The sequence below is a fragment of the Bordetella tumbae genome (assembly GCF_965139195.1).
In the GTDB taxonomy this organism is placed as follows: Bacteria; Pseudomonadota; Gammaproteobacteria; order Burkholderiales; family Burkholderiaceae_B; genus Bordetella_A; species Bordetella_A tumbae.
This window is the reverse complement of record NZ_CBCSJH010000057.1, coordinates 1-24,620: the sequence shown is the minus strand read 5'-3', so window position 1 is coordinate 24,620 and position 24,620 is coordinate 1. Positions and strand designations below refer to the sequence as shown.

The 24,620-nt window shown below is 60.9% G+C and carries 27 protein-coding genes and 1 pseudogene; 11 read left to right on the top strand and 17 right to left on the bottom strand.

Going from position 1 to position 24,620, the window contains the following annotated elements; genetic code table 11:
* Positions 1-71: 71 nt before the first annotated feature.
* The 3 genes and pseudogenes from slmA to argB form a co-directional block, all read right to left on the bottom strand.
* On the bottom strand, positions 72-644 hold the full coding sequence (slmA, locus tag ACNA0J_RS28305; RefSeq protein ID WP_415822292.1) for a nucleoid occlusion factor SlmA: 573 nt from the start codon (positions 642-644) through the stop codon (positions 72-74).
* A 45-nt stretch (positions 645-689) separates the two neighbouring features.
* Positions 690-1,404: pseudogene (locus tag ACNA0J_RS28300) on the bottom strand (pyrimidine 5'-nucleotidase); the annotation flags it as partial.
* 34 nt (positions 1,405-1,438) lie between these two features.
* Positions 1,439-2,341: an acetylglutamate kinase gene (gene argB / locus ACNA0J_RS28295; RefSeq protein WP_415822291.1), complete on the bottom strand. Its 903-nt coding sequence runs from the start codon at positions 2,339-2,341 to the stop codon at positions 1,439-1,441.
* Between the two features lie 231 nt (positions 2,342-2,572).
* Here argB and ACNA0J_RS28290 point away from each other — a divergent pair, with 231 nt between their 5' ends.
* The 6 genes from ACNA0J_RS28290 to ACNA0J_RS28265 all read left to right on the top strand — a co-directional run bounded on the left by ACNA0J_RS28290 (position 2,573) and on the right by ACNA0J_RS28265 (position 8,598).
* On the top strand, positions 2,573-3,358 hold the full coding sequence (locus ACNA0J_RS28290) for a MetQ/NlpA family ABC transporter substrate-binding protein (protein ID WP_415822290.1): 786 nt from the start codon (positions 2,573-2,575) through the stop codon (positions 3,356-3,358).
* Between the two features lie 200 nt (positions 3,359-3,558).
* Positions 3,559-4,884: a histidinol dehydrogenase gene (hisD, locus tag ACNA0J_RS28285; protein WP_415822289.1), complete on the top strand. Its 1,326-nt coding sequence runs from the start codon at positions 3,559-3,561 to the stop codon at positions 4,882-4,884.
* A complete protein-coding gene (locus tag ACNA0J_RS28280; RefSeq protein WP_415822288.1) occupies positions 4,881-5,648 on the top strand; it encodes an SDR family NAD(P)-dependent oxidoreductase in 768 nt (255 codons plus the stop codon). The genes hisD and ACNA0J_RS28280 overlap by 4 nt, the downstream gene beginning before the upstream one ends.
* The gene (locus ACNA0J_RS28275) at positions 5,645-6,676 is read left to right on the top strand and encodes a LacI family DNA-binding transcriptional regulator (RefSeq protein WP_415822287.1); all 1,032 of its coding nucleotides are present in this window, start codon (positions 5,645-5,647) and stop codon (positions 6,674-6,676) included. Before ACNA0J_RS28280 ends, ACNA0J_RS28275 begins: the two co-directional genes overlap by 4 nt.
* Before the next feature lie 163 nt (positions 6,677-6,839).
* Positions 6,840-7,784 (top strand): Bug family tripartite tricarboxylate transporter substrate binding protein, encoded by a 945-nt coding sequence (locus tag ACNA0J_RS28270; RefSeq protein WP_415822296.1) that lies wholly within the window; start codon positions 6,840-6,842, stop codon positions 7,782-7,784.
* Between the two features lie 28 nt (positions 7,785-7,812).
* Complete coding sequence (locus tag ACNA0J_RS28265; RefSeq protein WP_415822285.1) at positions 7,813-8,598, top strand: HpcH/HpaI aldolase family protein; 786 nt, start codon at positions 7,813-7,815, stop codon at positions 8,596-8,598.
* A gap of 9 nt (positions 8,599-8,607) precedes the next feature.
* Here the strand turns inward: ACNA0J_RS28265 and ACNA0J_RS28260 are convergent, their stop codons facing one another.
* From ACNA0J_RS28260 to ACNA0J_RS28245, 4 genes are all read right to left on the bottom strand, one after another.
* Positions 8,608-9,102, bottom strand: a complete 495-nt coding sequence (locus tag ACNA0J_RS28260) for a peroxiredoxin family protein (RefSeq protein WP_415822284.1) — start codon at positions 9,100-9,102, stop codon at positions 8,608-8,610.
* Between the two features lie 79 nt (positions 9,103-9,181).
* Positions 9,182-9,922, bottom strand: coding sequence for a BON domain-containing protein (locus ACNA0J_RS28255; RefSeq protein ID WP_415822295.1), 741 nt, complete (start codon positions 9,920-9,922; stop codon positions 9,182-9,184).
* The gene (locus ACNA0J_RS28250) at positions 9,919-10,512 is read right to left on the bottom strand and encodes a phosphoheptose isomerase (RefSeq protein WP_415808724.1); all 594 of its coding nucleotides are present in this window, start codon (positions 10,510-10,512) and stop codon (positions 9,919-9,921) included. The genes ACNA0J_RS28255 and ACNA0J_RS28250 overlap by 4 nt, the downstream gene beginning before the upstream one ends.
* A gap of 181 nt (positions 10,513-10,693) precedes the next feature.
* Positions 10,694-11,194 carry a YraN family protein gene (locus ACNA0J_RS28245; protein ID WP_415822283.1) on the bottom strand — a complete coding sequence of 167 codons (501 nt, stop codon included), beginning with the start codon at positions 11,192-11,194 and terminating at the stop codon, positions 10,694-10,696.
* Positions 11,195-11,262: 68 nt separating this feature from the next.
* Between ACNA0J_RS28245 and rsmI the strand changes: the two genes are divergently transcribed.
* Positions 11,263-12,201 carry a 16S rRNA (cytidine(1402)-2'-O)-methyltransferase gene (gene rsmI / locus ACNA0J_RS28240; protein ID WP_415822281.1) on the top strand — a complete coding sequence of 313 codons (939 nt, stop codon included), beginning with the start codon at positions 11,263-11,265 and terminating at the stop codon, positions 12,199-12,201.
* Positions 12,198-12,785, top strand: a complete 588-nt coding sequence (locus ACNA0J_RS28235; RefSeq protein ID WP_415822280.1) for a methylated-DNA--[protein]-cysteine S-methyltransferase — start codon at positions 12,198-12,200, stop codon at positions 12,783-12,785. Before rsmI ends, ACNA0J_RS28235 begins: the two co-directional genes overlap by 4 nt.
* A gap of 14 nt (positions 12,786-12,799) precedes the next feature.
* Here the strand turns inward: ACNA0J_RS28235 and ACNA0J_RS28230 are convergent, their stop codons facing one another.
* Together ACNA0J_RS28230 and rapZ are read right to left on the bottom strand one after the other, a co-directional pair.
* Positions 12,800-13,816 (bottom strand): septal ring lytic transglycosylase RlpA family protein, encoded by a 1,017-nt coding sequence (locus ACNA0J_RS28230; protein WP_415822279.1) that lies wholly within the window; start codon positions 13,814-13,816, stop codon positions 12,800-12,802.
* Complete coding sequence (rapZ, locus tag ACNA0J_RS28225) at positions 13,813-14,685, bottom strand: RNase adapter RapZ (RefSeq protein ID WP_415822277.1); 873 nt, start codon at positions 14,683-14,685, stop codon at positions 13,813-13,815. Before rapZ ends, ACNA0J_RS28230 begins: the two co-directional genes overlap by 4 nt.
* A 259-nt stretch (positions 14,686-14,944) precedes the next feature.
* Here rapZ and ACNA0J_RS28220 point away from each other — a divergent pair, with 259 nt between their 5' ends.
* Both ACNA0J_RS28220 and ACNA0J_RS28215 read left to right on the top strand, forming a co-directional pair.
* Positions 14,945-15,634, top strand: coding sequence for a c-type cytochrome (locus ACNA0J_RS28220; RefSeq protein WP_415822276.1), 690 nt, complete (start codon positions 14,945-14,947; stop codon positions 15,632-15,634).
* A 9-nt stretch (positions 15,635-15,643) separates the two neighbouring features.
* Positions 15,644-16,957 (top strand): c-type cytochrome, encoded by a 1,314-nt coding sequence (locus ACNA0J_RS28215; protein WP_415822274.1) that lies wholly within the window; start codon positions 15,644-15,646, stop codon positions 16,955-16,957.
* Between the two features lie 11 nt (positions 16,958-16,968).
* Here the strand turns inward: ACNA0J_RS28215 and hprK are convergent, their stop codons facing one another.
* The 8 genes from hprK to ACNA0J_RS28175 form a co-directional block, all read right to left on the bottom strand.
* On the bottom strand, positions 16,969-17,895 hold the full coding sequence (gene hprK, locus ACNA0J_RS28210) for an HPr(Ser) kinase/phosphatase (RefSeq protein WP_415822273.1): 927 nt from the start codon (positions 17,893-17,895) through the stop codon (positions 16,969-16,971).
* 17 nt (positions 17,896-17,912) lie between these two features.
* Positions 17,913-18,368, bottom strand: coding sequence for a PTS sugar transporter subunit IIA (locus ACNA0J_RS28205; RefSeq protein ID WP_415822272.1), 456 nt, complete (start codon positions 18,366-18,368; stop codon positions 17,913-17,915).
* A 360-nt stretch (positions 18,369-18,728) separates the two neighbouring features.
* Positions 18,729-19,067 carry a ribosome hibernation-promoting factor, HPF/YfiA family gene (gene hpf / locus ACNA0J_RS28200; protein ID WP_094819663.1) on the bottom strand — a complete coding sequence of 113 codons (339 nt, stop codon included), beginning with the start codon at positions 19,065-19,067 and terminating at the stop codon, positions 18,729-18,731.
* A 234-nt stretch (positions 19,068-19,301) separates the two neighbouring features.
* Complete coding sequence (lptB, locus tag ACNA0J_RS28195) at positions 19,302-20,093, bottom strand: LPS export ABC transporter ATP-binding protein (protein ID WP_415822270.1); 792 nt, start codon at positions 20,091-20,093, stop codon at positions 19,302-19,304.
* A 28-nt stretch (positions 20,094-20,121) separates the two neighbouring features.
* Complete coding sequence (gene lptA, locus ACNA0J_RS28190; RefSeq protein WP_415822294.1) at positions 20,122-20,679, bottom strand: lipopolysaccharide transport periplasmic protein LptA; 558 nt, start codon at positions 20,677-20,679, stop codon at positions 20,122-20,124.
* A gap of 99 nt (positions 20,680-20,778) precedes the next feature.
* The gene (gene lptC / locus ACNA0J_RS28185) at positions 20,779-21,390 is read right to left on the bottom strand and encodes an LPS export ABC transporter periplasmic protein LptC (protein WP_415822269.1); all 612 of its coding nucleotides are present in this window, start codon (positions 21,388-21,390) and stop codon (positions 20,779-20,781) included.
* Between the two features lie 14 nt (positions 21,391-21,404).
* Complete coding sequence (locus ACNA0J_RS28180; RefSeq protein WP_415822267.1) at positions 21,405-22,013, bottom strand: KdsC family phosphatase; 609 nt, start codon at positions 22,011-22,013, stop codon at positions 21,405-21,407.
* A complete protein-coding gene (locus tag ACNA0J_RS28175; protein WP_415822265.1) occupies positions 22,010-22,999 on the bottom strand; it encodes a KpsF/GutQ family sugar-phosphate isomerase in 990 nt (329 codons plus the stop codon). Before ACNA0J_RS28175 ends, ACNA0J_RS28180 begins: the two co-directional genes overlap by 4 nt.
* A gap of 111 nt (positions 23,000-23,110) precedes the next feature.
* Between ACNA0J_RS28175 and purT the strand changes: the two genes are divergently transcribed.
* Positions 23,111-24,325 carry a formate-dependent phosphoribosylglycinamide formyltransferase gene (gene purT / locus ACNA0J_RS28170; RefSeq protein WP_415822264.1) on the top strand — a complete coding sequence of 405 codons (1,215 nt, stop codon included), beginning with the start codon at positions 23,111-23,113 and terminating at the stop codon, positions 24,323-24,325.
* The last annotated feature ends 295 nt before the right edge of the window (positions 24,326-24,620 follow it).

Below are 24,620 nucleotides of genomic sequence, written 5' to 3'. Positions count from 1 at the left end.
CCGGCCACGTGNNGCCCCCACGCGGCCACTGCCCCGCATCGACGCCAATAGCACTAAAACCGCCACACCCCCTACAACATCACCCTCAAATGCTCATCCAAATGGCCAGTAGGCACCACCCTCCACCCACTCTGCGCATACCGCAACCACCTCCCCAATACGAGATGCGTCAGCAAACTAGCCCGAGCACTGATATCCGTATCAACCGGTAGATCCCCATTAGTCACCGCAACGCGCAGCGACTGCTTCAGCGATGCCTCAATCCGATCATTGATGTGATTGATCCGCTCCTGCAGCCGATTATCCTCAGTCACCAGCGCATCCCCCGTCAGCACGCGCGTCATGCCCTTATTGCGTTCTGAAAACGCCAGCAGCATCGACACCGTCTTGCGCGCCTGTCCCACACCATGCGGCTCGGCGGCGGCGATCTGATTGACCAGCGTAAACAGGCTGACCTCGATGAACTCGATCAGTCCTTCGAACATCTGCGCCTTGCTCGCAAAATGTCGATACAACGCCGCTTCGGATACCTGCATGCGCGCCGCCAATGCGGCCGTAGTGATACGCGCCGCGTGCGGTTGCTCTAGCATTTCTGCCAGGGTTTGCAGGATCTGGGTCTTGCGCTCGCCGGGTTTGCTGGCCATGGCTGACTACAGTTGGTCTGAATCAAGGAAAAGAATGAATGCCCGCTAAACCACTCGCAGCGGACGGCGACGGAGCAGTAAATCACTGACCGAGTTTACCCGCAAGTCGACATAGCTCGGACGTTGACTGTTGCGGCGGGCGAAAGGCGTGCCCGTGTGATAGACATGGACGGTTCGCAATCCGACCTGGCGAGCGCCACGCAGATTGGGCAATGTGTCTTCGACCAGGACCGCTCGTGCCGCGGGCACACCCTCGTGTGCCAGGACATACCGTAGCAAGGCGGCAGACGGCTTGGGACGAAACTCGCCATGCAAACGCATGTGCTCAATGGCCCACATGCTGTCGAAATGCCGCAAGATACCCAAGTGCCTCAGCACGTCGCGCGCGTAGTGAAAGGGCGCGTTGGTGAGCAGGACCTTGCGGCCAGGCAACTGACGCAGCTTGCCCGCCAGACCCGTCTCCGCACGGATCAACGGACCCACCTCAAAGTCATGACTCAGGCGCAGGAACGCATGGGGATCGATGCCGTGATGGCGCACCATACCAATGACGGTCGCCCCATAGCGCCGCCAATATTTCGAGCGCAATTGATTGGCCGTGTCGATATCGACATTGAGCGATTCGGCGACCGCTCGGGTCATGCCATGATCGATACGCGGAAAGATGGCGTGTGAGCAATCGTGCAGCGTGTTGTCCAGGTCGAACAACCACAGGCGTTCGGACACGCCCGTGGCCATGCGGCGCGAGCGGCGCTGACGCNCCNCGGGCCGCAACAGATAGCGCTGTGCTCGCATCAATGCGAGCTGATCATGGTGCCGACGCCTTCGTTGGTCAGGATCTCCAACAACAGGCAGTGGGGTACCCGGCCATCGACGATGTGGACGGAATTCACGCCATTTTTCGCGGCATCCAGCGATGACGAAATCTTGGGCAGCATGCCGCCAGAGATGGTGCCGTCGGCGAACAACTCGTCGATGGTCTGGGCCGACAAGGTGCGCAGCAGTTTGCCGGCCTTGTCCAGCACGCCCGGGGTGTTGGTCATCATCAGCAGTTTTTCTGCACCCAGGACCTCGGCCATTTTGCCCGCCACCACATCTGCATTGATGTTGTAGGCGGTACCGTCCTCGCCGTAGCCAATGGGCGAAATCACCGGAATGAACTGATCGTCCTGCAGGGCCTTGACCACCGCGGGCTCGACCTGCGTGATGTCGCCGACAAAACCGATGTCCAGCGGCTCGGCGGGGTTTTCCTTGTTGGCCATCAGCTTCTTTTTGGCCTGGATCAACATGCCGTCTTTACCGGTCAGACCGACGGCTTTGCCGCCTGCTTCGTTGATCATCATGACGATGTCTTGTTGGACCTGGCCGCCCAGCACCCATTCGACGACTTCCATCGTCTCGGCGTCGGTGACACGCATGCCTTGGATGAAAGTGCCTTGTTTACCGACGCGGCGCAGGGCATCGTCGATTTGCGGGCCGCCGCCGTGCACGACGACAGGGTTCAGGCCGACCAGCTTGAGCAGCACCACATCGTGGGCGAAGCTGCGTTGCAGGCGCTCTTCGGTCATGGCGTTGCCGCCGTACTTCACCACGATGGTCTTGCCATGGAATCGTCGTATATACGGCAGCGCTTCGGAAAGAACAGCCGCCTTTAGAGCAGGCGACGAAACGACGGCAGGATCGGGGGTGTCGGTCATGGCAGAAAAACTCAGTCAAAAGGTCAGAAAAAATGAAAATGCCTGCGCCGGCGCGTAGAGATCGGCGCTGCCAGGGCAAGCATACGGCAGATTGTAGACCGCGCGTATGTCATATATCCAAAACCTATGTTGTTATGCCCGACAAATAACCGCTATTCAGGTAAATTGAGGGCGTTTTTGCAACGGCCACGGCTCACGAGGCCAGTGATTGTTTACTTTACGAGGTTATTTATGCGCTTCCCCTTTGTCCGGACGGCCCTGGTGGCCTCTGCATTTTTCCTGGCTGGCGCCGCTCATGCTGAAAAGCTGGTGGTGGGTGCGACACAGGTGCCGCACGCCGAGATTCTGGAGGTCGTCAAACCCGAGCTGGCCAAAGAAGGCGTGGAATTGGACATCAAGGTGTTCAGCGACTATGTGCAGCCCAATCTGCAGTTGGCTGATAAAGAGTTGGACGCCAATTTTTTCCAGCATCAGCCATATCTGGATACCTTTAACAAGGATCGCGGTGCGAAGCTCGTGGCAGTTGGCCTGGTGCACGTCGAGCCCTTTGGCGGTTACTCGCGCAAGCTGAAATCGGTGGCTGATTTGCCCTCGGGCGCGACGGTGGCGATCCCCAATGACCCGTCCAACAGCGGCCGCGCCTTGTTGCTGCTGCAAAAACAAGGGGTGATCAAGCTGAAAGATCCGACCAATATCACGGCGACTCCGCTGGATATTGCCGAAAATCCCAAAAAATTGCAGTTCCGCGAACTCGAGGCGGCCATTTTGCCGCGCGCGCTGGATGATGTGGCGCTGGCGCTGATCAATACCAATTACGCGCTGGAAGCCGGCCTGGTGCCGACCAAGGATGCCCTGTTTATCGAGGGGGCGGATTCGCCCTACGCGAATATCGTGGCCACTCGCGAAGACAACAAGGACGCCCCGGCCATCAAGAAACTGGTCAATGCGTTGCACACTCCCGCAGTGAAGAAATTCATCGAGGAAAAATACAAGGGCGCGGTGGTGCCGGCGTTTTAAGCCAGATCTGAGAGCTGGGCTCATCCCTCGGGGTGAGCTTGGAATGGCTCAGCGGTAAAAAACCGAACCGGGATTCCGGTTCGGTTTTTTTTGTGTTGTTATGGTCTTAGATTGCGGGTTTTCCCTTATTTGCATACGTATGCAAGGCGTCGAAAGTGCAGCCACTTTATGGATTCACTGACCTTTGCAGGGATGCAAACATGATTCGCTATTTGAAGCGTGGCAGGACCGCTGCCGTAAAAACGGATGACGACGCCAAAGTCCGAGCGACTGTCGAAGGCATCATCCGAGACATCGAGGCGCGTGGCGATGAGGCGGTACGGGAGTACAGCCGCAAGTTCGACCAATGGGATCCCGCGGATTTCCGCTTGTCGCGTGCCGAAATCGAGGCGGCCCGCAAGCAGCTGTCCGATCGGGAAATCGAGGACATCGCGTTCGCGCAAACGCAGGTGCGCAATTTCGCTCAGATACAGCGCGACTCCATGCGCGAGGTTGAGGTTGAAACGTATCCGGGAGTGGTGCTGGGCCACAAGCATGTGCCGATGAATGCCGTCGGATGTTATATCCCCGGCGGCAAGTATCCGCTGCTCGCTTCGGCGCACATGAGCGTGCTGACTGCAAAGGTCGCAGGCGTAAAACGCATCGTGTCGACGGCGCCGCCCTATCAAGGTCAGCCGCATCCCGCCATCGTGACGGCCATGGACATGGCTGGTGCGGACGAGATCCTGGTGCTGGGCGGTGTGCAGGCGGTGGTGGCCATGGCGGTCGGGACACCGAGTGTGGCACCTGTGGATATGCTGGTCGGGCCCGGCAATATGTTTGTGGCCGAGGCCAAGCGCCAACTGTATGGCCGTGTAGGCATCGATCTGTTTGCGGGCCCTACGGAAACCCTGGTGATTGCCGATGACAGCGTTGATGGCGAATTGTGTGCCGTTGATCTGCTGGGTCAGGCGGAACACGGACCGACCTCGCCGGCGGTGTTGCTGACAAACAGCGAGCAACTGGCACGCGACACGCTGGCCGAAATTGAGCGTCAATTGGCGATTCTGCCAACGGCGGGCATTGCTACGGTCTCATGGGCGGATTGTGGCGAGGTCATCGTCTGCGACAGTTATGAAGAGATGCTGCAGGTCGCTGATGAGATTGCTTCCGAGCACGTGCAGGTCATGACACGGGATCCGGACTATTTCCTTAACAACATGACCAATTACGGCGCGCTGTTCCTCGGCCCGCGCACCAATGTGAGTTTTGGCGACAAAGTGATCGGCACCAATCACACGCTGCCGACCAATCGCAATGCGCGTTATACGGGCGGCTTGTGGGTAGGCAAGTTCCTGAAAACCTGCACCTATCAACGCGTGTTGACGGACGAGGCCAGCGCAGCCATGGGGGCGTATTGCTCACGCTTGTGCCATATGGAAAATTTCGCCGGACACGGCGAGCAGGCCAACATCCGCGTGCGCCGCTATGGTAATCGTCCCGATTTGCCGTGGTATCAACCGGTCGACGCCGAGGCGAGCGCATGATTGCTTTGCCTAAAGGCCCCGATTTTCGCTTGGACGGGCGTCGTGCATTGGTGACCGGTGGCAGCGGCGGGATCGGGTTGGCGGCCGCCGCCGCGCTCGGCCGCGCCGGTGCGCACGTGACGGTGGCGGCGCGGCGTGAGCCCGAGTTGATGCAGGTGTGTGAGGCGCTGCACGCCGAGGGCATCGCCTGCGCACCCTTGGTGCTGGACGTGACGGACGCTGCTGCGGTGGACCATGCCGTCGAACAGGGTGAGCCCTTCGATATCCTGGTGAACAACGCCGGGATGAATCGCCCCAAGCCTTTGGTCGAACAATCCGTCGAGGACATCGACGCCGTGCTCGATCTCAATGTAAAGGCTGCCTTTTATACCAGCCGTGCAGTCGCGCGCCGCTTATTGAAAGCAGGGCTGGCGGGGTCGATCATCAATGTCTCATCGCAGATGGGACATGTGGGGAGCCCGCGCCGGACCTTGTACTGCGCCAGTAAACATGCGCTGGAAGGGATGACGCGTGCGCTGGCGTGGGAGCTGGGTGGCGCGAATATCCGTGTGAACACGGTATGTCCGACGTTCATTGAAACGCCGATGACCGCAGGCATGCTGCAGGAGCCCGGTTTTCGGGATTGGATCTGTGCGCGTAACGCATTGGGACGTGTCGGCCGGCTGGAAGAGGTGATGGGAGCAATCGTCTTTCTGGCCAGTGACGCGTCCAGTCTGATGACAGGCAGTGCGTTGATGTTGGATGCCGGATGGACAGCCGCATGAAAACTGCACCTCGTGCCCAGGATGTCGCGGATCTGGCGCAAGTGTCCCAGTCCGCGGTGAGCCGCACCTTTACCCCCGGGGCCAGCGTGTCAGAGGAAACGCGGCGCAAGGTGCTGGCCGCGGCGCAGAGGCTGGGCTATCGGCCCAATGCCCTGGCACGCAGTCTGATTACGCGCCGCAGCCGTATCGTGGCGCTGGTGATGAGCTATCTCGAAAACCAGTTTTATCCATTGGTGATCGAAAAGCTTTCGCAGAAATTGCAGAAAGAGGGCTATCACGTCTTGATGTTCATTGCCGAGGTCGATGAGGCCGCGGACGGCGTGTTGGCGGAAATTCTGCAATATCAAGTCGATGGCATCGTGATGGCCTCGGCCATGCTGTCGTCTAACGTCGCGCAGAGTTGCGCTGAGGTCGGGGTGCCGGTGGTGCAGTTCAACCGGGTGTCCATTCTGGGTGGGCTGGCTCGGCATGCCAGCAGCTCGGTGACCTCGGACAATTATGCGGGCGGTGCCAAGGTCGCGCGGTTGCTGGTCGAACGTGGATATCGTCGCTTCGGCTATCTCGCCGGGCTGGAGGATTCGTCAACCAGCATTGAGCGGGAGCGCGGCTATCGCGATACGTTGCGGCAACTGGGACACGATGTCAGTTGCCGCGAGGTGGGGCATTACAACTTTGACCTCGCGCAGGCCGCGGTGCGTCGCATGTTTGCGGACGATGCTCGTCCCGATGCCTTGTTCGTGGGCAATGATCACATGGCCATTGCCGCCTTGGACGTGCTGCGCCAGGAGTTCGGTCTGCGTATTCCCGAGGACGTCGCTGTGGTCGGGTTTGACGATGTCCCGCAGGCGGCTTGGGGAGCGTATCAATTGACCACCGTGCGACAACAGGTCGAACCCATGGTCGATGCCACCGTCAATCTGCTGCGTGAACAGATGCAGGCCGAATTGCGGCCGCGTGACGTGGTGGTGCCTTGTGACCTCATAGAGCGCGCGACCGTCAGATCGAAACCGAAAGACAACAACCTTTAACGGCGTGTATTGAGCACGCCGACAATGATTTGCAGGAGACAACATGATCAGTCGTTTTTTTGTTACCGGACCGTCCCAAAACACAAACGCTCGCTTGGGGAGCAGCAAGCCGAAGGCGCAACGCGGGGGCTTTTTCATTCGCACCTTGATTGCTGTAGCCGCCATGGGGAGCGTTGTTCCGATGGCTCAGGCCCAAGCGAATGACGCCGCCTGGCCTACCAAAAGCATTCGATACATTGTGCCGTTCTCGCCAGGCGGGGTATCTGATGGCGTGGCCAGATTGATGGCTGAACAATTGAGTGCGCGGCTGGGGCAGTCGGTGATTGTCGAGAACAAACCAGGTGTGTCAGGGCTGGTCGGTACGCAACAGGCGGCCCGTGCCGAGCCGGATGGCTACACCGTGGTCGGCGGCACTATTACGACACATGCCGTCAATCCGTTTTTCATCAAGTCGCCCGGCTATGATCCGGTGAAGGATTTTACGCCGGTTGCGCTGGTGGGTATGGTCAGCAACGCCTTGGTGGTGCGCGCCGACAGTCCTTTCAACTCGGTACAGCAGATCATCGATGCTGCGCGTGCACAGCCAGACAGTCTGACTTACGGCACCGCGGGCGCAGGGACTTCGCAGCATTTATCTGGCCAGTTGTTCCAGTCCATCTCGGACACTCGCCTGCGTCAGATCATCTACAAGGGCGGGTCGCAGGCCATGGTGGATTTGATCGGCGGGCAAATCGATATGGTGTTTGAGACCGTCGCCGCAGCACGTCCCATGATCGATGCGAAACGCGTCAAGGTGTTGGGCGTTACCTCAGCGCAGCCCTTGGCGGATTTGCCTGGGGTCAAACCGTTGGCCGAACTCGGGCTGCCCGGCTTTGAAATGCAGTCCTGGCAGGGTATCTTCGCACCTGCAGGCACGCCCGCGCCCGTCGTAGACCGGTTGGCGCGCGAGATAGCGGAAATTGTGAAGACACCGCAAGTGCATGCCAAACTGATGACGCTGGGCGTCGCGCCCGACGGCCGGGATTCGGCTGCATTTTCGCAATTCCAGCGCAGTGAGATTGAAAAATGGGGCAAAGTGATCAAGGATGCAGGTATTCAGGCCGATTGATCACACGTCGCTGTATTCGGAGACAGTAATGACTGATGCACGTTATCCCTTGGACGGGCGGTTACCCGACATGCTGCGCAGTGGCAAGCCTCTGCGAGGTCTATTCAACGGCCTGCCCAGTCCGGCCATCGTTGAGATGTGCGCCTATGCGGGCTTTGATTTCATCATTCTGGACAACGAGCACGGCAGTGCGGATTTCGGGGTGACGGAACACATGCTGCGCGCGGCGCGCGCTACCGGCATCGTGCCCATCGTGCGCTGCTTTGAGCCGGACTTGCCGCGCATTCTGGATATGGGAGCCAGTGCGGTGCAGGTACCCATGGTCGAGAGCGTGGCGCAGGCTCAGCGTCTGGCGGACATGATTCACTACCCGCCGGTGGGCCGGCGCGGCAGCGCATTCAGTACGCGCGCTGCAGGCTACGGCGCATTTGGCGGGGCCGGGCACACGCAGCGCAGCAACGATGGCATAGGATTCATTGCCATGATTGAAACCCCAGAGGCCATTGCCGTCGCAGGAGAGATCGCCGCGGTAGATGGCGTGGACGCGGTATTTATCGGGCCAAACGATCTGGCCCATGCCATGGGACACGGCAGCGATTGGAATGCCGCACCTGTGCAACAGGCCATCGAGCGGGGCCTGAAGGCGATTGCCACGGCAGGGAAATGTCCGGGCATCATCGCACTGACACCCGCCGATGAGGAAAAGTACGGCGCTTTGGGAGCCCGGTATTTCGCCAATGTGTCGACCAGCATCATTACCAAGGCGCTGGCTCAGGCGGCCTCGGGTGGCAAAGAGGCCCAGTTGCGATACTGATCGCTGCGATCAGCCAGTCGCCAGCGCTTTTTCCAGTGTGGCGTGAAATTCCGCCATATCGTAGTCGCCGAGATAGCGTTTGATGATGTGGCCTTCCTTGTCGATCAGGAAGGCCGTGGGGGTGAGCTTGACGTCGCCAAAAGCGCGCGCAAGCTCCCCTTTGGTGTCCAGCGTCACGGGGAAGGGCAGCTTGCGCGTTTCGGCGTAATTCAACACGTAATTGGGCGGGTCGTAGCTCATGGCCACGGCCACAGCCTCATAGCCTTTGGGGGCGTATTTCTTGTACGTCTCGATGGCGCCCGGCATTTGCTTGACGCAGGTGACGCAACTCGTGGCCCAGAATTTCACCAGCACGACCTTGCCGCGCAGGTCTTGCATGCTGAATGTCTTGCCTTCGATCGTTGTGAAGGCGACATCGGGCGCGGTCGGGGCAGGGCGCCACACGAACCAGGCGCCGATGCCAGCCGCCACCAGGACGGCCAGGGAGAGAACGATTTTCTTCATCTTGTGCCTCGAGAAACCGCGGCATTCATTCCGGGGAGAAAAGGGCGTAGCCGCAAGGCGGCCGGATTAATCTGCAGGCCTATTTGATCGGCATGAGCTCGACACCGTTGGTGGCGTTGCCACTGCCGGATTCGATGGGCGCTTTGGTTTGCGACGAGGTGCTGGATGACGACGTAGTGCTCGATTTGGAGTCGCTCTGCCCGGACAGGCGCATGGCTTCTTCGCGGCTGATCGTTTCGAAGATCTTCACGACTTTGGTCACACCGCTGACGGTCGAGGCGGCGTTGGCGGCGTAGTCGCCTTCGGCTTCGGTGACCAGACCCATCATGTACACCACGCCACGATCTGTCGTGATGTCAATCGTGGCAGACGGTACATACTTGGTGTTGATCAGCTGGGTTTTGACTTTGGACGTCAGCCAGGTGTCGTTGGAGCGGGTGCTGAACGGCGCAGCGGGCCCGATATTGAGCTGATTGACCACTTTCTTGACGTGCTGGATGCTCTGGGCAATGGACGTGGCCTGGGTCTTGGCCTCTGCAGAGGGGACGTCGCCCGTCAGCAGCAGCACATTGTTGTATGAGAGCGCATTGACCCGGGCAGCGCTGCCCAGCTTGTCGCCGATCTGCTTTTCGGCCTTGAACTCGATGTTTTTGTCCTCGAGCTGAGCGCCAGAGGTGCGCCGGTCCGTGATGACGACCGCCGTCGTGGCCGCTGCGCCGCCCACGATCAGTGGAGCGCAGGCCGAGAGGGAAACCGCCGCAGTGGCGATCATGGCTGCCAGAAGCAGGGGGCGAGCAACCTTTTGAGTGTCCAACATTATTCGGTGTCTCCGAGAAGTAAGGCATCGATACCGTCACAGAGCGCATGCAACAGCAGGGAGTGAATCTCCTGGATGCGCATGGTGCGGTCATGAGGCACACATAAATTGACGTCGTGTTCGGTCAATAGTTCACTCATGACCCCGCCGCCCTTGCCTGTCAGGACGATAATGGTCATTTCGCGGTCGTGAGCGGCCTCCATGGCACGGATCACGTTGGCGGAATTGCCACTGGTGGAAATCGCGACCAGCACGTCACCCGGTTGCCCGAGCGCGCTGACTTGGCGTTCGTAGATTTCCTCAAAGCCGTAATCGTTGCCGACAGCGGTCAGAATGGCGGTATCGGTGTTCAGGGCGATGCCTGCCAGCGGCAGCCGCTCGCGTTCGAAGCGGCCGACCAGCTCAGCAATGAAATGCTGGGCGTCTGCCGCCGAGCCGCCATTGCCGCAAGCCAGAATCTTGCCATTGTTGGCCAGCGCGGCAAATAGCATATCGACCGCGCTGGCCAACGGGGCCGATAGCGCGTGCATGCTTTCTTCACAGGCAGCCATGGCGTCGCGAAAGTGCGACGTCATTCTAGAGGTCATATCCATGCGCGCATTATCTCATGGTCGCAGAGGGCGCGGCGGACGCGCCTAGGGGCAGCGGGGTGGGCTCACGATGTGTCACGTCGGTATTGGCCTGGGCGAGCAGACCGGCAAACTCAGGGCGATTGGGCGAGGCACATTTGGCGTTTGCAGGAGAGATACATGTGTCACCAAAACTATCCGCCTTTCACAGGCTGAATGCCGCCCGCAGCCATTCAATCTCATCGCCGTCAAAGGCGACCACGTCAAAGCGGGCGACCGGGGTACGGCCCTGCCAGTATCGGCGTGCCAGACCGGGCAGCAGCAATGTTGCACTGCGAATGAGGCGCGCGCGTTTCTCGGGGCCGACGCTGGCCGCGGCGCCGCCGTAGCGATTACTGGCCCGGGCGCGGACCTCCACAAAGACCAGCATGTCGCCGTCCCGCATGACGAGGTCGATTTCGCCGGCGCGGCACTGGAGATTTCGCGCTAAAGGAATCAGCCCAGCATCAATGAGCCGTTGCAACGCCCGGTCTTCATGTGCAGCGCCCACGCGTTGCGTTGGGGATACCGATGGTTCGCGCTCAAAATCGCCGTCTGGTGTGGGCGCTCGAGCCGCTCGCCGGGCGGCGGCACGACGCCGCTTGAGCTGACGCTGCTGCGCCTGCTGGGCGCGAGCATAGGCAATATCCAGAAAAGGATCAGGCATGGGGTCGGATGCCCTCGTCGTGTCGGGGCGGCTACACTGACATACTTTGCTGTTTGGTGGTGTCCCGAATGAATCAAAATGTCCCATTGGCGCAGGCAGGCGATGCCTGGAGCCGCATGGCCGAGCGCGTGACTGGCCAATACTGGCCCGAGGCCGCCTTGTACGTCGTGGCCACCCCGATCGGCAACCTGGGTGACTTGGGACTGCGCGCCTGGCAAGCTCTGGCGCAGGCGGATGTGATCGCCGCCGAAGACACGCGTTCCAGCCGCAGTTTGCTGGACGCCTGGGGAATCTCCACGCCGCTGATGGCAGCCCATCGCCATAACGAGGCCGCTGCCGCTCAGGACATTTGCCACCGTCTGGAGCAGGGCCAACGGGTCGCGCTCATCTCCGATGCGGGAGCTCCCGCGGTCAGCGACCCAGGTGCGCGCGTGGTGCGTGCTGTGCGTGCCGCGGGCTATGCCGTGGTGCCCGTGCCCGGACCCAGTGCTGTTATCACGGCCCTGATGGGCAGCGGCGTGACCTCCGATGAAAATCCTGCCTATGCCTTCGCGGGCTTTGCGCCGCACAAGGCCGTCGCGCGGCAGCGTTGGCTGCGCTCGTGGTGCGCCTTGCCTGCTCCGGTAGTGATGTTCGAGTCGCCACATCGGCTGACGGCCATGCTGGCTGATTTGCTCGAAGTATGCGGCGGACAGCGGGAACTGACGATCGCTCGCGAATTGACCAAGCGTTTCGAGCAGATCGTCACCCTGCCACTGGCGCAAGCCGCCGACTGGTTTGCCGAAGACTCTCACCGGGCCCAAGGCGAATTCGTATTGATCGTACACGCGGCACCGTCCTCCGGACATGACGAGTCCGGCCCCGACGATCCTGCGACCCTCGTATTACTCGACGCTCTGCTCGAGACATTATCCGTGCGCGACACCGCAAAGGTCGCCGCAAAAGTCACCGGCCAGCCGCGAGACGTCTTGTACGCGCTGGCATTAGCTCGCAAGGCAGACGCATGAAACTCCCTACTGCCGAACAGCGCGTGATTTATCTGGACACCGAGACACCCTTGGGCCCAATGCGCCTCGCCGCAGCATCACTGTCCAGTGCCAACGATGATTTCCCCGCATTGAGCGGCGCCTGGTTTCTGGACCAATGGGACCTGCCGGCCTACTCGGACACATGGCAAAAGCACGCCGAACACCCGATACTTTGCCAAGCCCAAACAGAGCTGGCCGAGTGGTTTGCGGGCGAACGCCGCGAATTCGACGTGCTGCTTGCCCCGCAGGGTACGCCGTTCCAACAGGCCGTCTGGCAAGCCTTATTGGCGCTTCCTTTTGGCACGACCAACAGCTATAGCGATCTCGCGTTGTCCATCGGCAAGCCCAAATCTGTCCGCGCCGCCGCCCAGGCCATCGGCCGCAACCCGATCTCGATCTTTATTCCCTGTCACCGCATCATCGGCCGCGACACCTCGCTCACCGGATTCGGCGGCGGCCTGGAACGCAAACAAGCCCTGCTCAAACATGAGGGCCACCGCTACCTGGGCCACCATCCCCGCGTGCGCCGTGTAGACAACGGGCAGCTAGACTTGCCCTGGTGATGCCGTAATCAACCTCAATAAGTCGCCAAACTAGGCAAAATCCCCGTCCGGTCCGCCACCTGCTGCGCGACATTCAACGCCGTAGCCCGATCGGTATAAGGCCCCAACCGTACCCGATACAACGAGCCATTCTGCTGCACGACCGCGGGGACATTCCCTGCCGAAGAATCCAACTGACTATTGACCCGCCGCACCAGCGCCTGCGCATTCGCAGGCTGACTGAAAGCGCCCATTTGCAGATAAACCCCTGCGGTCGGAGCCGCAGCCGGCATCGGCGTATTGGCTGCGCTCGCAATAGCGGCTCCTGCCCCTGCAGGCGCAGGAGCGGCAGTCGTCATCGACGCCACTGGCGTGGGCTCCAATTCCGTCATCGTCAGTGTCGACGCCGGCAGCGGTGTGGGCGTGACCGCCTCTGTTCCGGCGGTAGGCGCCGCCTCGCCATTAGCTGTCACCACCGTCCCCCGCGACTGCGCCAGACGGATCTCTTCGGGCAGAATGCGTTCCACCGTCACCTCGCCGCTGCCGCCGCCGATCAAGCCCAGCTTATGCGCCGCGGTATACGACAGATCCATGATGCGGCCGCGATGAAACGGGCCTCGATCATTGACCCGGACGATGATCGTGCGGCCATTGACGCTGCTGGTCACGCGCGCATAACTGGGCAGCGGCATCGTGGGATGCGCCGCCGTCATCGCGTACATGTCATAAGACTCGCCAATCGAGGTGCTGTTGCCGTGAAACTTCTTGCCATACCAGGAAGCCACACCGCGCGCCTTGTAGGGCTGGTCGGGATTCGTGATCGGCACATAGCGTTTGCCCAACACGGTGTACGGACGGTTGGCCCCGCTGGCCAGCGGCTCGATACGCGGGATCGCATCCGGCGTCGTGTCGACTTCAGCAGGCACATCTCTACCAGGCCCATCGTCTTTGTAATACCCACCGGCCTTCCGGGTGCCCGTGGACGAACAGCCTGCGATGATCACGGCCAGGCTGACCACAAGGGGTGTCAGGAGTTGGCGGGTGCGGATCACGTGTGTTCGTCCGGTAACTGGGCGCGGTGGCGTATCAACAATGGGTCGTGGTCGGCAAAGCGTTTGGCCAACTGCTCGACGACGTAGACTGAACGGTGTTGGCCACCGGTGCAACCGACCGCGACCGTCAGATAATTGCGTGTATCTTGCGTGTACTGCGGCAACCAGCGCCGCAAATAGCCCGTAATGTCGTCGATCATCTGTCCGACAACGTCAAAGCTCGCCAGCCACGTGGCGACCGGTTCGTCGCGGCCCGTCAGGGGGCGCAAATTGCGGTCATAGTAGGGATTGGGCAAACAGCGTGCATCAAATACCAGGTCAGCATCGTTGGGCACGCCGCGTTTATAAGCAAAAGACTCGAACGTCAGCACCAGCGGCGGCCGATCGTCCTGAATCAGATCGGCGATCCACGAACGCAGTTGGCCTGGCGTCAGGCCCGAGGTGTCAATGACATGCTCCTGCTCGCGCAAGGGCGCCAGCAGATCACGCTCGAGCGAGATCGCATCGAGCAGCGTGGGGGCTTGACCGCCCCGCGACAGACGGTCTGTCAGCGGGTGGCGGCGGCGAGACTCGGAATAACGCTGGACCAGTGTCTGTGTGTTGGCATCCAGGAAAATGACACGCAACGACGTGCCCATGGCGCGCAGCGCGGTGACCACGTCAGGCAGCTCCGCCAGCTCTCCGGGCGAACGGACGTCGATGGCAATAGCGACCCGCTCCAGATTTTCATCGCGCGCGCTGGAGATGAACTCGCTTAAGAAGCGCACCGGCAGATTGTCAATGCAGGTGTAGCCGGTGTCTTCGAGCATGCGCAATGCCACCGACTTGCCTGAGCCAGATATTCCGGTAATGAGGACGACTCTTAACATGACCCTGATTGTTGCATGATTTTGGCTACCCGTTCCGTACGGGATGCGTTGTGATGTAGTCAGTAGCCCGCGGGAACCGTACGAGCTTCCTGTACCTATCGGACTTGGCAGCGTAAGATGAGGCCGCCATGTCGTGCCGGCCGTTCATTGTCCTGATTTATTTCCTTCGCAGCAATCAATGTCAGCATCTTCCATGTCAGCATTCTCCTGTAGGTATCGAGTTGGATGGTCTTTGCGCTGGGCGTTCGGCCTGGCTCTGATGGCGATAAGCGTCCTGTCGCCGGTCTCAGCGCAATCTACCGCGCCGGACAAAGACATTTTGCAGCCGGACACCATGCGGGCGCGCGTCGCTGCCTGTACCGCGTGTCACGGCGAGCAGGGCAAAGCAGGAGCCGATGGCTATTACCCCCGGTTGGCCGGCAAGCCCAGCGATTATCTTTACCATCAGTTGTTGAATTTTCGTGACGGTTTAAGGCTATATCGGCCCATGACCCACTTGCTGGCGGGATTGCCGGACGATTATTTGCGCGAAATTGCCGCCTATTTTGCGGACCAGCATGTGCCGTATCCGCCTCCTGTTCGGCCGGCAGTGTCGGCCGACATGTTGGAGCACGGCCGCGTGCTGGCCATGCAGGGAGATCCCGCTCGCGGACTGCCTGCGTGCGTTGCCTGTCATGGTGCGGCGCTCAGCGGGCATTCGCCCGCGATTCCTGGTCTGCTGGGCTTGCCGCGTGACTATATCGGGGCGCAGATCGGCGGCTGGAAAAACGGACTGCGTCGCGCGGCCGTACCGGATTGCATGGCCGACGTCGCCCAGAAACTCACCCCGGAGGATATTGGTGCACTGTCGGCATGGTTGTCCTCGCGTCCGGTAGTCGAGCCATACCAACCCGACCCCGCAGGGGCCGCGACCTTGCCTGCCGAATGTGGCAGTCAGGCGCAACGCTGAGGGGCCGGCATGAAACGCATTATTCAATATGGTCTGCTGACTTTGTTCGTGGCGTGCCTGGCAGCCGTGGGTGTCTTGTACTGGATGGGTACCCGTGATGACACGGCGCCGAGTCCGGCCGTTGTGCAGGCCGGCGCGGGAGGGACTGCCGAGGGACAACAGCTGGTTGAGCAGGGGCGCTACCTGGCCAGGCTCGGTAACTGTATGGGGTGTCATACGGTGCCTGGCGGCCAAGCCTACGCAGGCGGCACGCCCATTCCCACGCCGTTCGGCACCTTGTATGGTCCGAACATTACGCCAGACTCGCAAGCCGGTATTGGCGGTTGGACTGCTGACGATTTTTGGCAAGCCCTGCACAACGGCAAGTCCAAGGACGGGAGCCTGTTGTATCCCGCCTTTCCTTATACGGAATACACCCGGGTGTCGCGTGCGGATTCGGACGCTTTGTTCGCGTTCTTGCGCACAGTGGCGCCTTCCAGCCAGCCCAGTCGAGCCCATGAGCTGAAATTCCCCTACGATCAAAGGGGCTTGTTGGCATTTTGGCGCGCTTTGTATTTCGAGCCAGGCGTGTTGCCGGTGGACGAGGGGCAATCTGTTCAATGGAATCGTGGCCGCTATCTGGTCGAGGGGTTGGGACACTGCGCCGCATGCCATGCGCCGCGCAACAGCCTGGGGGCGACGCAGGCTGCAGACGGGTTGGCCGGAGGCATGATCGCGGGGTTGGATTGGTATGCCCCTGCGCTGACCGCCGACCCGGTGAGGGGGTTGGGAAAATGGGACGCCCAAGACATCGCAACGTTATTGCGCACAGGAATGGCGCCGCACTCGACAGCCAGCGGGCCCATGGCCGAAGTGGTGCTGGGCAGTTCGCAATATCTGAGCGAGGACGACGCTTTAGCCATGGGGACGTATCTGAAGTCCTTGCCGGTCGCGCAAAGCGGTCCCGTGTCCAATGGCCAGTCCGACGTGGCCGCTCAGCCCTCGACCGCGGTCATGGACCGTGGCGGAAAGTTGTATGCCCAGTATTGCGCACAATGCCATCAAGAGCAGGGCCAAGGCAGTGGCCTGGCCTGGCCGCCATTAGCGGGTAACCCCACGGTGACTGCGCCGTCACCGGTCAATGCGATTCGTCTGGTGCTGGATGGCGCCTTTGCGCCGGCGACGGCAGCTAACCCGCGGCCACATGGCATGCCGCCCTTTGGTCAGGTCCTGGGGGACACTGATATTGCCGCGCTGGTCTCGTTTATCCGATTCAGTTGGGACAACCGGGCCAGCGCGGTGACGGCGTTCGAGGTCAAGCGTGTGCGGGATGCCTCGCGTTGAGCTGAGTGCGTTTACTTGCTGCTTTGCAGGATCGCCATGGCCTGGCGTTCCATGAACTCGCCCAGCGTGTCGATGCCGCGCAGTTTCAGGATGGTATTGCGCACGGCGGCCTCGACCAGCACGGCCAGATTGCGGCCGGCAGCCACTTGCAGCATAACTTTGCGCACGGGCAGGCCCAGCATGTCCTGCGTGATGTCTTGCAAGGGCAGGCGCTCGAATTTGTCTTGAGCAGTCGCACGCACCAAATGCACGATGAGCTTCAGGCGCATTTTGCGGCGAACGGAGGTCTCGCCAAAAATGGTGCGGATATCCAGCAATCCGAGTCCGCGTACCTCGAGCATGTTTTGCAGCAGAGGCGGGCAATGGCCCTCGATCATGTTCGGCGCAATACGCGAAAACTCCACGGCATCATCGGCGACCAGGCCGTGTCCGCGAGAGATCAATTCCAGCGCCAATTCGCTTTTGCCCAGCCCCGACTCGCCGGTGATGAGCACCCCCAGGCCCAGCACGTCCATGAAGACTCCATGTACGGTGGTCGTGGGTGCGAGTTTTTTGCTGAGGTAGATGCGCAGCAGATCGATCAGTTGAGCGGCGGCGACCGGCGTCGATAGCAGGGGGACCTGATGCTGTTCGCATTGGTCGATCAGATCCTGCGTTGGCGTCAGGCCATCGGCCAGCAAAATGGCCGGCACGCCACCGAGCAAGAGCTCGTCCATGAGATGGGTGCGGCGGCGCCGGTCGATGCGCTGGTAGTAGGCGATTTCCTCTTGGCCAAAGACCTGGACGCGGGAGGGGTGGATGAGGTTCAGGTGGCCGACCAGGTCGGCGGCCGCCATGCCATCGTCAGGAATCGCCCGTTGGGCCGCATTTTGGCCCGCGATCCAGTTGAGGGGAATATCACCGACGTTGTCGTCGATCAGTTCCTGCACCGTCAGCATGGCTTTGTCCCGCGATATCAGCGTTGGCCGGTGGTCAGCATGCGGTGGACTTCGGCCGGATCGGTTTCCGTGGCCAAGGCCTCGCGCAGGGCTTTGTTGGACATGAGCTGGGCTAACTCGGCCAGAATGTCCAGATGCTGTTGAGTCGCCGTTTCAGGCACGAGCAGACACATCAGCATGGCGACCGGTTCGCCGTCGGGGGCATCGAACGGAATAGGCTGAGCCAGCCGCACGAAAGCGGCCAACGGCGTCTCCAGCCCCTTGACGCGGCCATGAGGCACGGCCACGCCCTGGCCCAGGGCGGTAGACCCCAGGCGTTCGCGGGCAAACAGGCTGTCGAACACGACTGTTCGGGCCAGACCGTGATGGTTTTCAAAGAGTAGCCCGGCCTGCTCGAATGCTCGTTTCTTGCTGGTAACGGCCATATCGAGCACAACGTTGCCGGCGGGTAGGATGCGCGACAAATGATTCATGCGGGTCATTATAGGGTTTTATGCCGCAGTGCAAAAAAGCCTCCACGCTGCGCCCTCGGCTTGCTGCCCTCCGAGGGGAGCTTTTTGCCTTGGGGGCGGCCCGGCGGCAAAGTCGCTGCGGTCGCTCGCCTGTTTGAATCCGAAAGCATAGTCGGTTCGGGGCAAGAATGAAAAGGGGGACGAGTCGAGTCCGGGGAATAAACCGGTGACGAGGGCTTTCGAGGGGGGAGGGGGAGTAACTTGCCGATGCCCCGGCGGGATCTCTCATCCTGCGGGACACCGGTGTCAGCATGATCCGTCGAGCGGATCTGGGATTGGGCTAGGTCGCTTTATAAGCGGGCCCGTCGTGCTACAGAGGCCTCATGGGGAAGGCGGCGCGCTAAAGTCCGTCTGTCTTTTGACGGATTCAGCCGTATGGCTTTGCACCTTGTCTTTGTGTTTCAGGACTTGACGGTCGATCTTGTCGGCCAGAAGGTCGATCGCTGCATAGAGGTTTTCATCCACGGCTTCGCAATGGATGTCTTTGCCACGCAGTCTCATCGTGATTTCGGCTCTATGCCGCAGGGGCTCTACTGAGAGCATAACCTGGGTATCGATCACGTGATCGAAATGCCGCAGCACTCGCGCCAGTTTGTTCATGACATATTCCCGGATGGCCGGGGTGACGTCGAGATGACGACCGCAGATGCTCAGGTTCATAGTGCGCTCTCCTTCTATATCAAAGAGAAGTTTGCCGTCAGGCCGTCCGTGGGCAAACGCGCTCCCTCGGGGGAGCAGCAAGCCGAAGGTGCGGCGAGGGCATTACAGGTGCGCTTATCGCGCGGGAAAGTGAATAAAAGGGTCTCCTGTAGGAAAGATGAAATGGAACTCTGTTAGTACTAGTGTATAGACTCTGTCGGGTAAAACAAGTCGGGTTCGCAGCAATTATTTTGCTTACATCCGGAAATGCTCACCCAGGTAAACGCGGCGTACTGCAGGGTCGCCCACGATTTCGTCAGGTTGGCCGTCGGTGAGGACTTTGCCCTCGCTGATGATGTAGGCGCGGTCGCAAATACCCAGCGTTTCACGTACGTTGTGATCAGTGATCAGAACGCCGATCCCGCGGCCTTTCAGAAAACGAACGATGCGCTGAATCTCGATCACGGCGATCGGATCGACCCCCGCAAAAGGCTCATCCAGCAGAATGAAACGCGGCCGCGTGGCCAGGGCGCGCGCGATCTCTACACGGCGGCGCTCGCCACCGGACAAGGAAATGGCAGCGCTGCCGCGGATGTGACCGATCTGCAGTTCGTCGAGCAGCGTTTCGAGCTGTTCTTTGATTTGCGGTTCGGCGAGGGTTTTGCCCTCTGCAGTGATTTGTAATTCCAGAACCGCCCGGATGTTTTGTTCGACCGTCAGGCGCCGGAATACCGATGCGTCCTGAGGCAAGTACGACAACCCCATGCGAGCCCGCTTGTGAATCGGCATGGAGGTGATGGGCGAGCCATCGATTTCGATACGGCCTGAGTCGGCAGGTACCAGACCGACGATCATGTAGAAACTGGTCGTCTTGCCGGCGCCGTTGGGACCCAGCAGACCCACCACTTCGCCGCTGACGACGGATAGCGAGACGTCTTGCACGACGGTGCGGCCGTTGTAGACCTTGCGCAGGCCCGTGGCCCGCAGGCTGCCTTGCTTGACTCCTGCAGTGGCGGGCGACGGAGACGGGGTGCGAGGATCAGTCATTGCAGCGGTACTGAGAGACGAAGAAGAATTAGCCATTAGTTTGTTTGGCCTTTTTGTTGCCCTTGGCACGGCATTCGGCCACTGCCGCATCGGCCTTGGAGCGCGGCTCGACGACTGAGCGCACGCGGCCTCCAGGGGCAGAAGAGTTGGCGCCACCTTGCGCTTGGTAAACGCCGGTTTTTTCGTTGTAGCGTACCCGTTCGCCGCGGATCGTGTCGAACTGTTTGCCGCAGATATAGCGGATCACCACGGCCTGGCCTATCAGGTCGAACTGACTTTTGTTGCTGTCGTATTCGGCGCGCAGGCCCGTGCCTTCGATGACGTCAAAGGTCTCGGGACGCTCTTGGCGGATCGTGACGATTTTGCCCTTGTTCGCAATGGCTGTACCGTGCTGGTTGCCCGCCTCGTCCTCATTGACCTCGAGCTTGTCGGCTGTCAGTTTCATGAGCCCGCGCGTGAGCACCACATTACCCGTGAACACGCTTTGGCGCTTGAGATCGTCATAGTGCAGCGTGTCCGACAAAATCAGGGTGCTGGGGTCTTCGGCCGAATCGCCTTGCTGTTGCGCGTGAGCGATGCCGCCCATGCCCACCAACAGCGTTGTCAGGAGCAAGGCGCCGGCGCGTGCCACGCGGTGGCGGCAAGCCGAGGGCGTGACATGGGGAGAAGTTCTGTCTGTCATGGGTCAGTTCTGGTTGGCGCCGTTTCGAGTACGGCCACGTGTTTCGGAACCGGAAATCTCGACGTCGGTCGACGCGGAGACCTGGAGTTGCCGGGTCTTGTTGTTGTAGTGCATGCCAGTGCCGCTCATGCGCGAATTGCCTTTGAGGACGACGGCAGGCAGATCGGTATAAATGACATCCTCATCAGGCAAGATGATGAGCTGTTCGCTGCGTACGTCAAGTGCATCGTTTTGAGCATCCTGCTGACGGTGCAAGTGGGCCTGGCCGTTCATGACGATGCGTTCGCCGCCCTTTTCCATGACGGCGGTATTGGCCGTGCCGACAGTGATGGGGTTGGCCTCCTGCTGGCCAACCGCACGCGGGGCGGTGACATGGTACGAATCGTCGTCGGGAAAGTGTTCGGCGTATTTGCCTTCCATGCGATTAATGGGTTTGCCCTCGGGATTCGTGCGCAGCATGACAAAATCGCGTGCCCAGGAGTCCATTTCGTGCGTCAGGCGGCGTGGGGGATCGACGGGAATGGCGCGTTGCGCGTAGTCGGCGGCCCACCAGGTGCAGGCCACCAGTGCAATCAACAACAATAATGCTATCAGTGCGGGAAGTCGCTCTTTCATGCCTGGCCGATGAGTTATTGGATGGCGCCCGCGCCCAGCAGGCCCGGCGCCATCATGAAGGGTCCGAGCCGGCCCTGCGAGGCCAGCAGCAGGTCGCAGCATTCGCGTACGGCACCGCTGCCGCCGGGCTGCGAGGCGACCCAATGCGCTGCCTGAGTGATATAGCCGGGGGCGTTGGGCACGCTGGCGGCAAAGCCGGCGCGCTGCATGGCCGGGAGGTCGATGATGTCATCGCCCATGAACCCGGTCTGGTTGAGCGCGACGGCATGCCGCTGGGCAAGTTCTGTCAGGGCAGCGGCTTTGTCGCGGATACCTTGCATGACATCGGCAATGCCGAGCTCGGCTGCGCGACGGCTCACGATAGGGCCCGAACGGCCGGTAACGAGCGCGATTTTCAGGCCACCCTCGGTGAGCAGGCGCAGGCCATGGCCGTCCAGGGTATTGAAACGTTTGAGTGCTTCGCCGTTTTCGCCGTAGTACAGGCTGCCGTCGGTCAGTACGCCGTCCACGTCAAAGACCATCAAGCGCACGGCGGCGGCGCGTTCACGCACGGCTGGCGCAATGCGGGCCAGCACCAGGGCTTCGGCGGGGTGAGGCGAAGAGCGAGGGATATTCATGTTCATACTACCTTGGCTGCCATCAGATCGTGCATATGCAAAGCGCCCAGCAAGGCCCCATCGGCGTCGACAACCAGCATCTGGTTGAGCCGCTGCTCGTCCATCAGGCGGGCGGCATCGACGGCCAGCGCATCGGGGCCTATGCTGCGCGGCATCCGGGTCATGCCTTGGGCGACGGTCAGATTGCGGATGTCGCCATGGCGTTCGATGAGGCGACGCAAGTCGCCGTCGGTGAAGATTCCGACCGGTTTGCTCGACGAATCTAACACGATGGTCATGCCCATGCCTTTTGCGGACATTTCTTCGAGGGCGGTGAACAGCTTGGCGTCCTCCGCGACCAGGGGCAGGGCTGCGCCATCGCGCATGACGTCGCGTACGTGAGTCAGCAAACGGCGGCCCAGGGTGCCGCCGGGATGCGAGCGGGCAAAGTCCTCGGGGCCGAAACCTCGAGCTTCCAGGCAGGCGACAGCCAATGCGTCGCCCAAAGCCAGGGCGGTCGTGGTGCTGGCCGTGGGGGCCAGATTCAGCGGGCAGGCCTCTTGGGCCACGCTGGTGTCCAGGTGCAGATCTGCCAATTGCGCCAATTCGGACGCCGGGTTGCCCGTGATGGCGACCAGGCGGGCGCCCATGCGGCGCGCAACGGGCAGGATGGTGAGCAATTCCTGGCCCGAGCCGGAGTGTGACACCGCGATCAGGACGTCATCGCGGGTGATCATGCCCAGGTCGCCGTGTATGGCCTCGGCCGCATGGACAAAAAACGCGGGTGTTCCGGTCGAGGCGAAGGTGGCGGCGATTTTGCGGGCGATATGGCCAGTCTTGCCGATGCCGCTGACGACAACCCGGCCGCGACAGGCCAGGAGCAGTTCCACGACGCGCGTAAAGTCGCCGTCCAGCCGGGCGGACAGGTCGATGATGGCCTGGGCCTCGATTTGCAGCGTGCGGCGTGCCGAATTGAGTGCCGTGTCAGGCGATAGGGTGGGATGATCGGTCATGAGCGGATTTTAATCGCAGTATGGTCAGTTGCCGCCGGTCGGGGGCTATGGCATGCTGGCGCGGCAAAATTTCGTTTTTACTCGTTTTTTCACTTAGACAGGTTTCTCATCATGTCCTCGTTTCCCGCGCCCGTGCTGGGCACGCCCTTGTCCCCTTCGGCTACCCGCGTCATGCTGCTGGGTAGCGGCGAACTCGGCAAGGAAGTCATCGTTGCGTTGCAGCGGCTTGGTGTCGAGGTCATTGCTGTCGATCGCTATGCCGATGCGCCGGGACATCAGGTCGCACATCGTGCACATGTGGTCACCATGACGGATCCCGAGGCCTTGCGACGCGTGATTGAACAAGAACATCCCGATGTGGTGGTACCCGAGATCGAGGCGATTGCGACCGATGTGTTGGTGGCGTTGGAGGCTGCTGGCGCTATGCGCGTTACCCCGACTGCGCGGGCGGCGCAACTGACGATGAATCGCGAGGGCATCCGCCGCCTGGCGGCGGAAACGCTGAAATTGCCGACTTCGCCCTATCGCTTTGTCGACACCGAGCCGGCGCTGCGCGAGGCCATCGAGGGCGGTATCGGCTATCCCTGCGTGGTCAAGCCGGTGATGTCCTCGTCGGGCAAGGGGCAGTCGGTGATTCACGGGCCGGACGAAATTGCCGCTGCCTGGCAGTATTCCCAGGAAGGGGGGCGTGTCGGGGCGGGCCGGATCATTGTCGAGGGGTTCATCAAGTTCGATTATGAAATCACGTTGCTGACCGTACGTGCGCGAGCCGCCGATGGCACTATCGAAACGTATTTCTGCGATCCGATCGGCCATCATCAAGTGGACGGCGATTATGTGGAGAGCTGGCAACCGCATCCGATGTCACCGGCTGCGCTGGAGCGCGCCCGCGACATCGCCCGCGCCATCACAGGGGATCTGGGCGGCATGGGGGTCTTTGGCGTCGAGCTGTTTGTGGCGGGCGATGAGGTCTGGTTTTCCGAGGTCAGCCCCCGGCCGCATGACACCGGGATGGTAACCATGATTTCGCAGGTGCAAAGCGAATTCGAACTGCACGCGCGCGCCTTGCTGGGTTTGCCGGTCGATACGTCACTGCGTCAACCCGGGGCCAGCAGCGTCATTTACGGAGGTGTCGAGACCAAGGGAGTGACGTTCCATAATGTTGCCCAGGCGCTGGCCGAGCCGGGTACCGATCTGCGGCTATTCGGCAAGCCGGAGTCTTTTGTCAAACGTCGCATGGGCGTGGCATTGGCGGTTGCCGATGACGTGGATGCGGCTCGGGAAAAGGCCAAGCGCGTGTCTTCGACGGTGGTCGTCCAGGCCTGACCCCGTTTGCATGCATAATGCCGTGGCACCGATGCCTGCCACGGTGAAAGCGTCTCCTCAGGAGGGGGGCTGCAAGACGAAGGCGCAGCCGTAGGGGCATTTTTTCCGTCACGGTTGTAGTCTGTGGCATGCGTGGAGTGGAGTTCTTTTGGCGCAGGAGGTCGGCGTGTAAAAGCCCCGCCGGGCCTATCGCCGCGACTCGGCCCATGAGCTGTCCTGGTCTAATGTAAGTGGACACGTAGATAGGGTCATTGACCCTAGCCAGGAACACTTACGACTATGAAACCACCCCGCC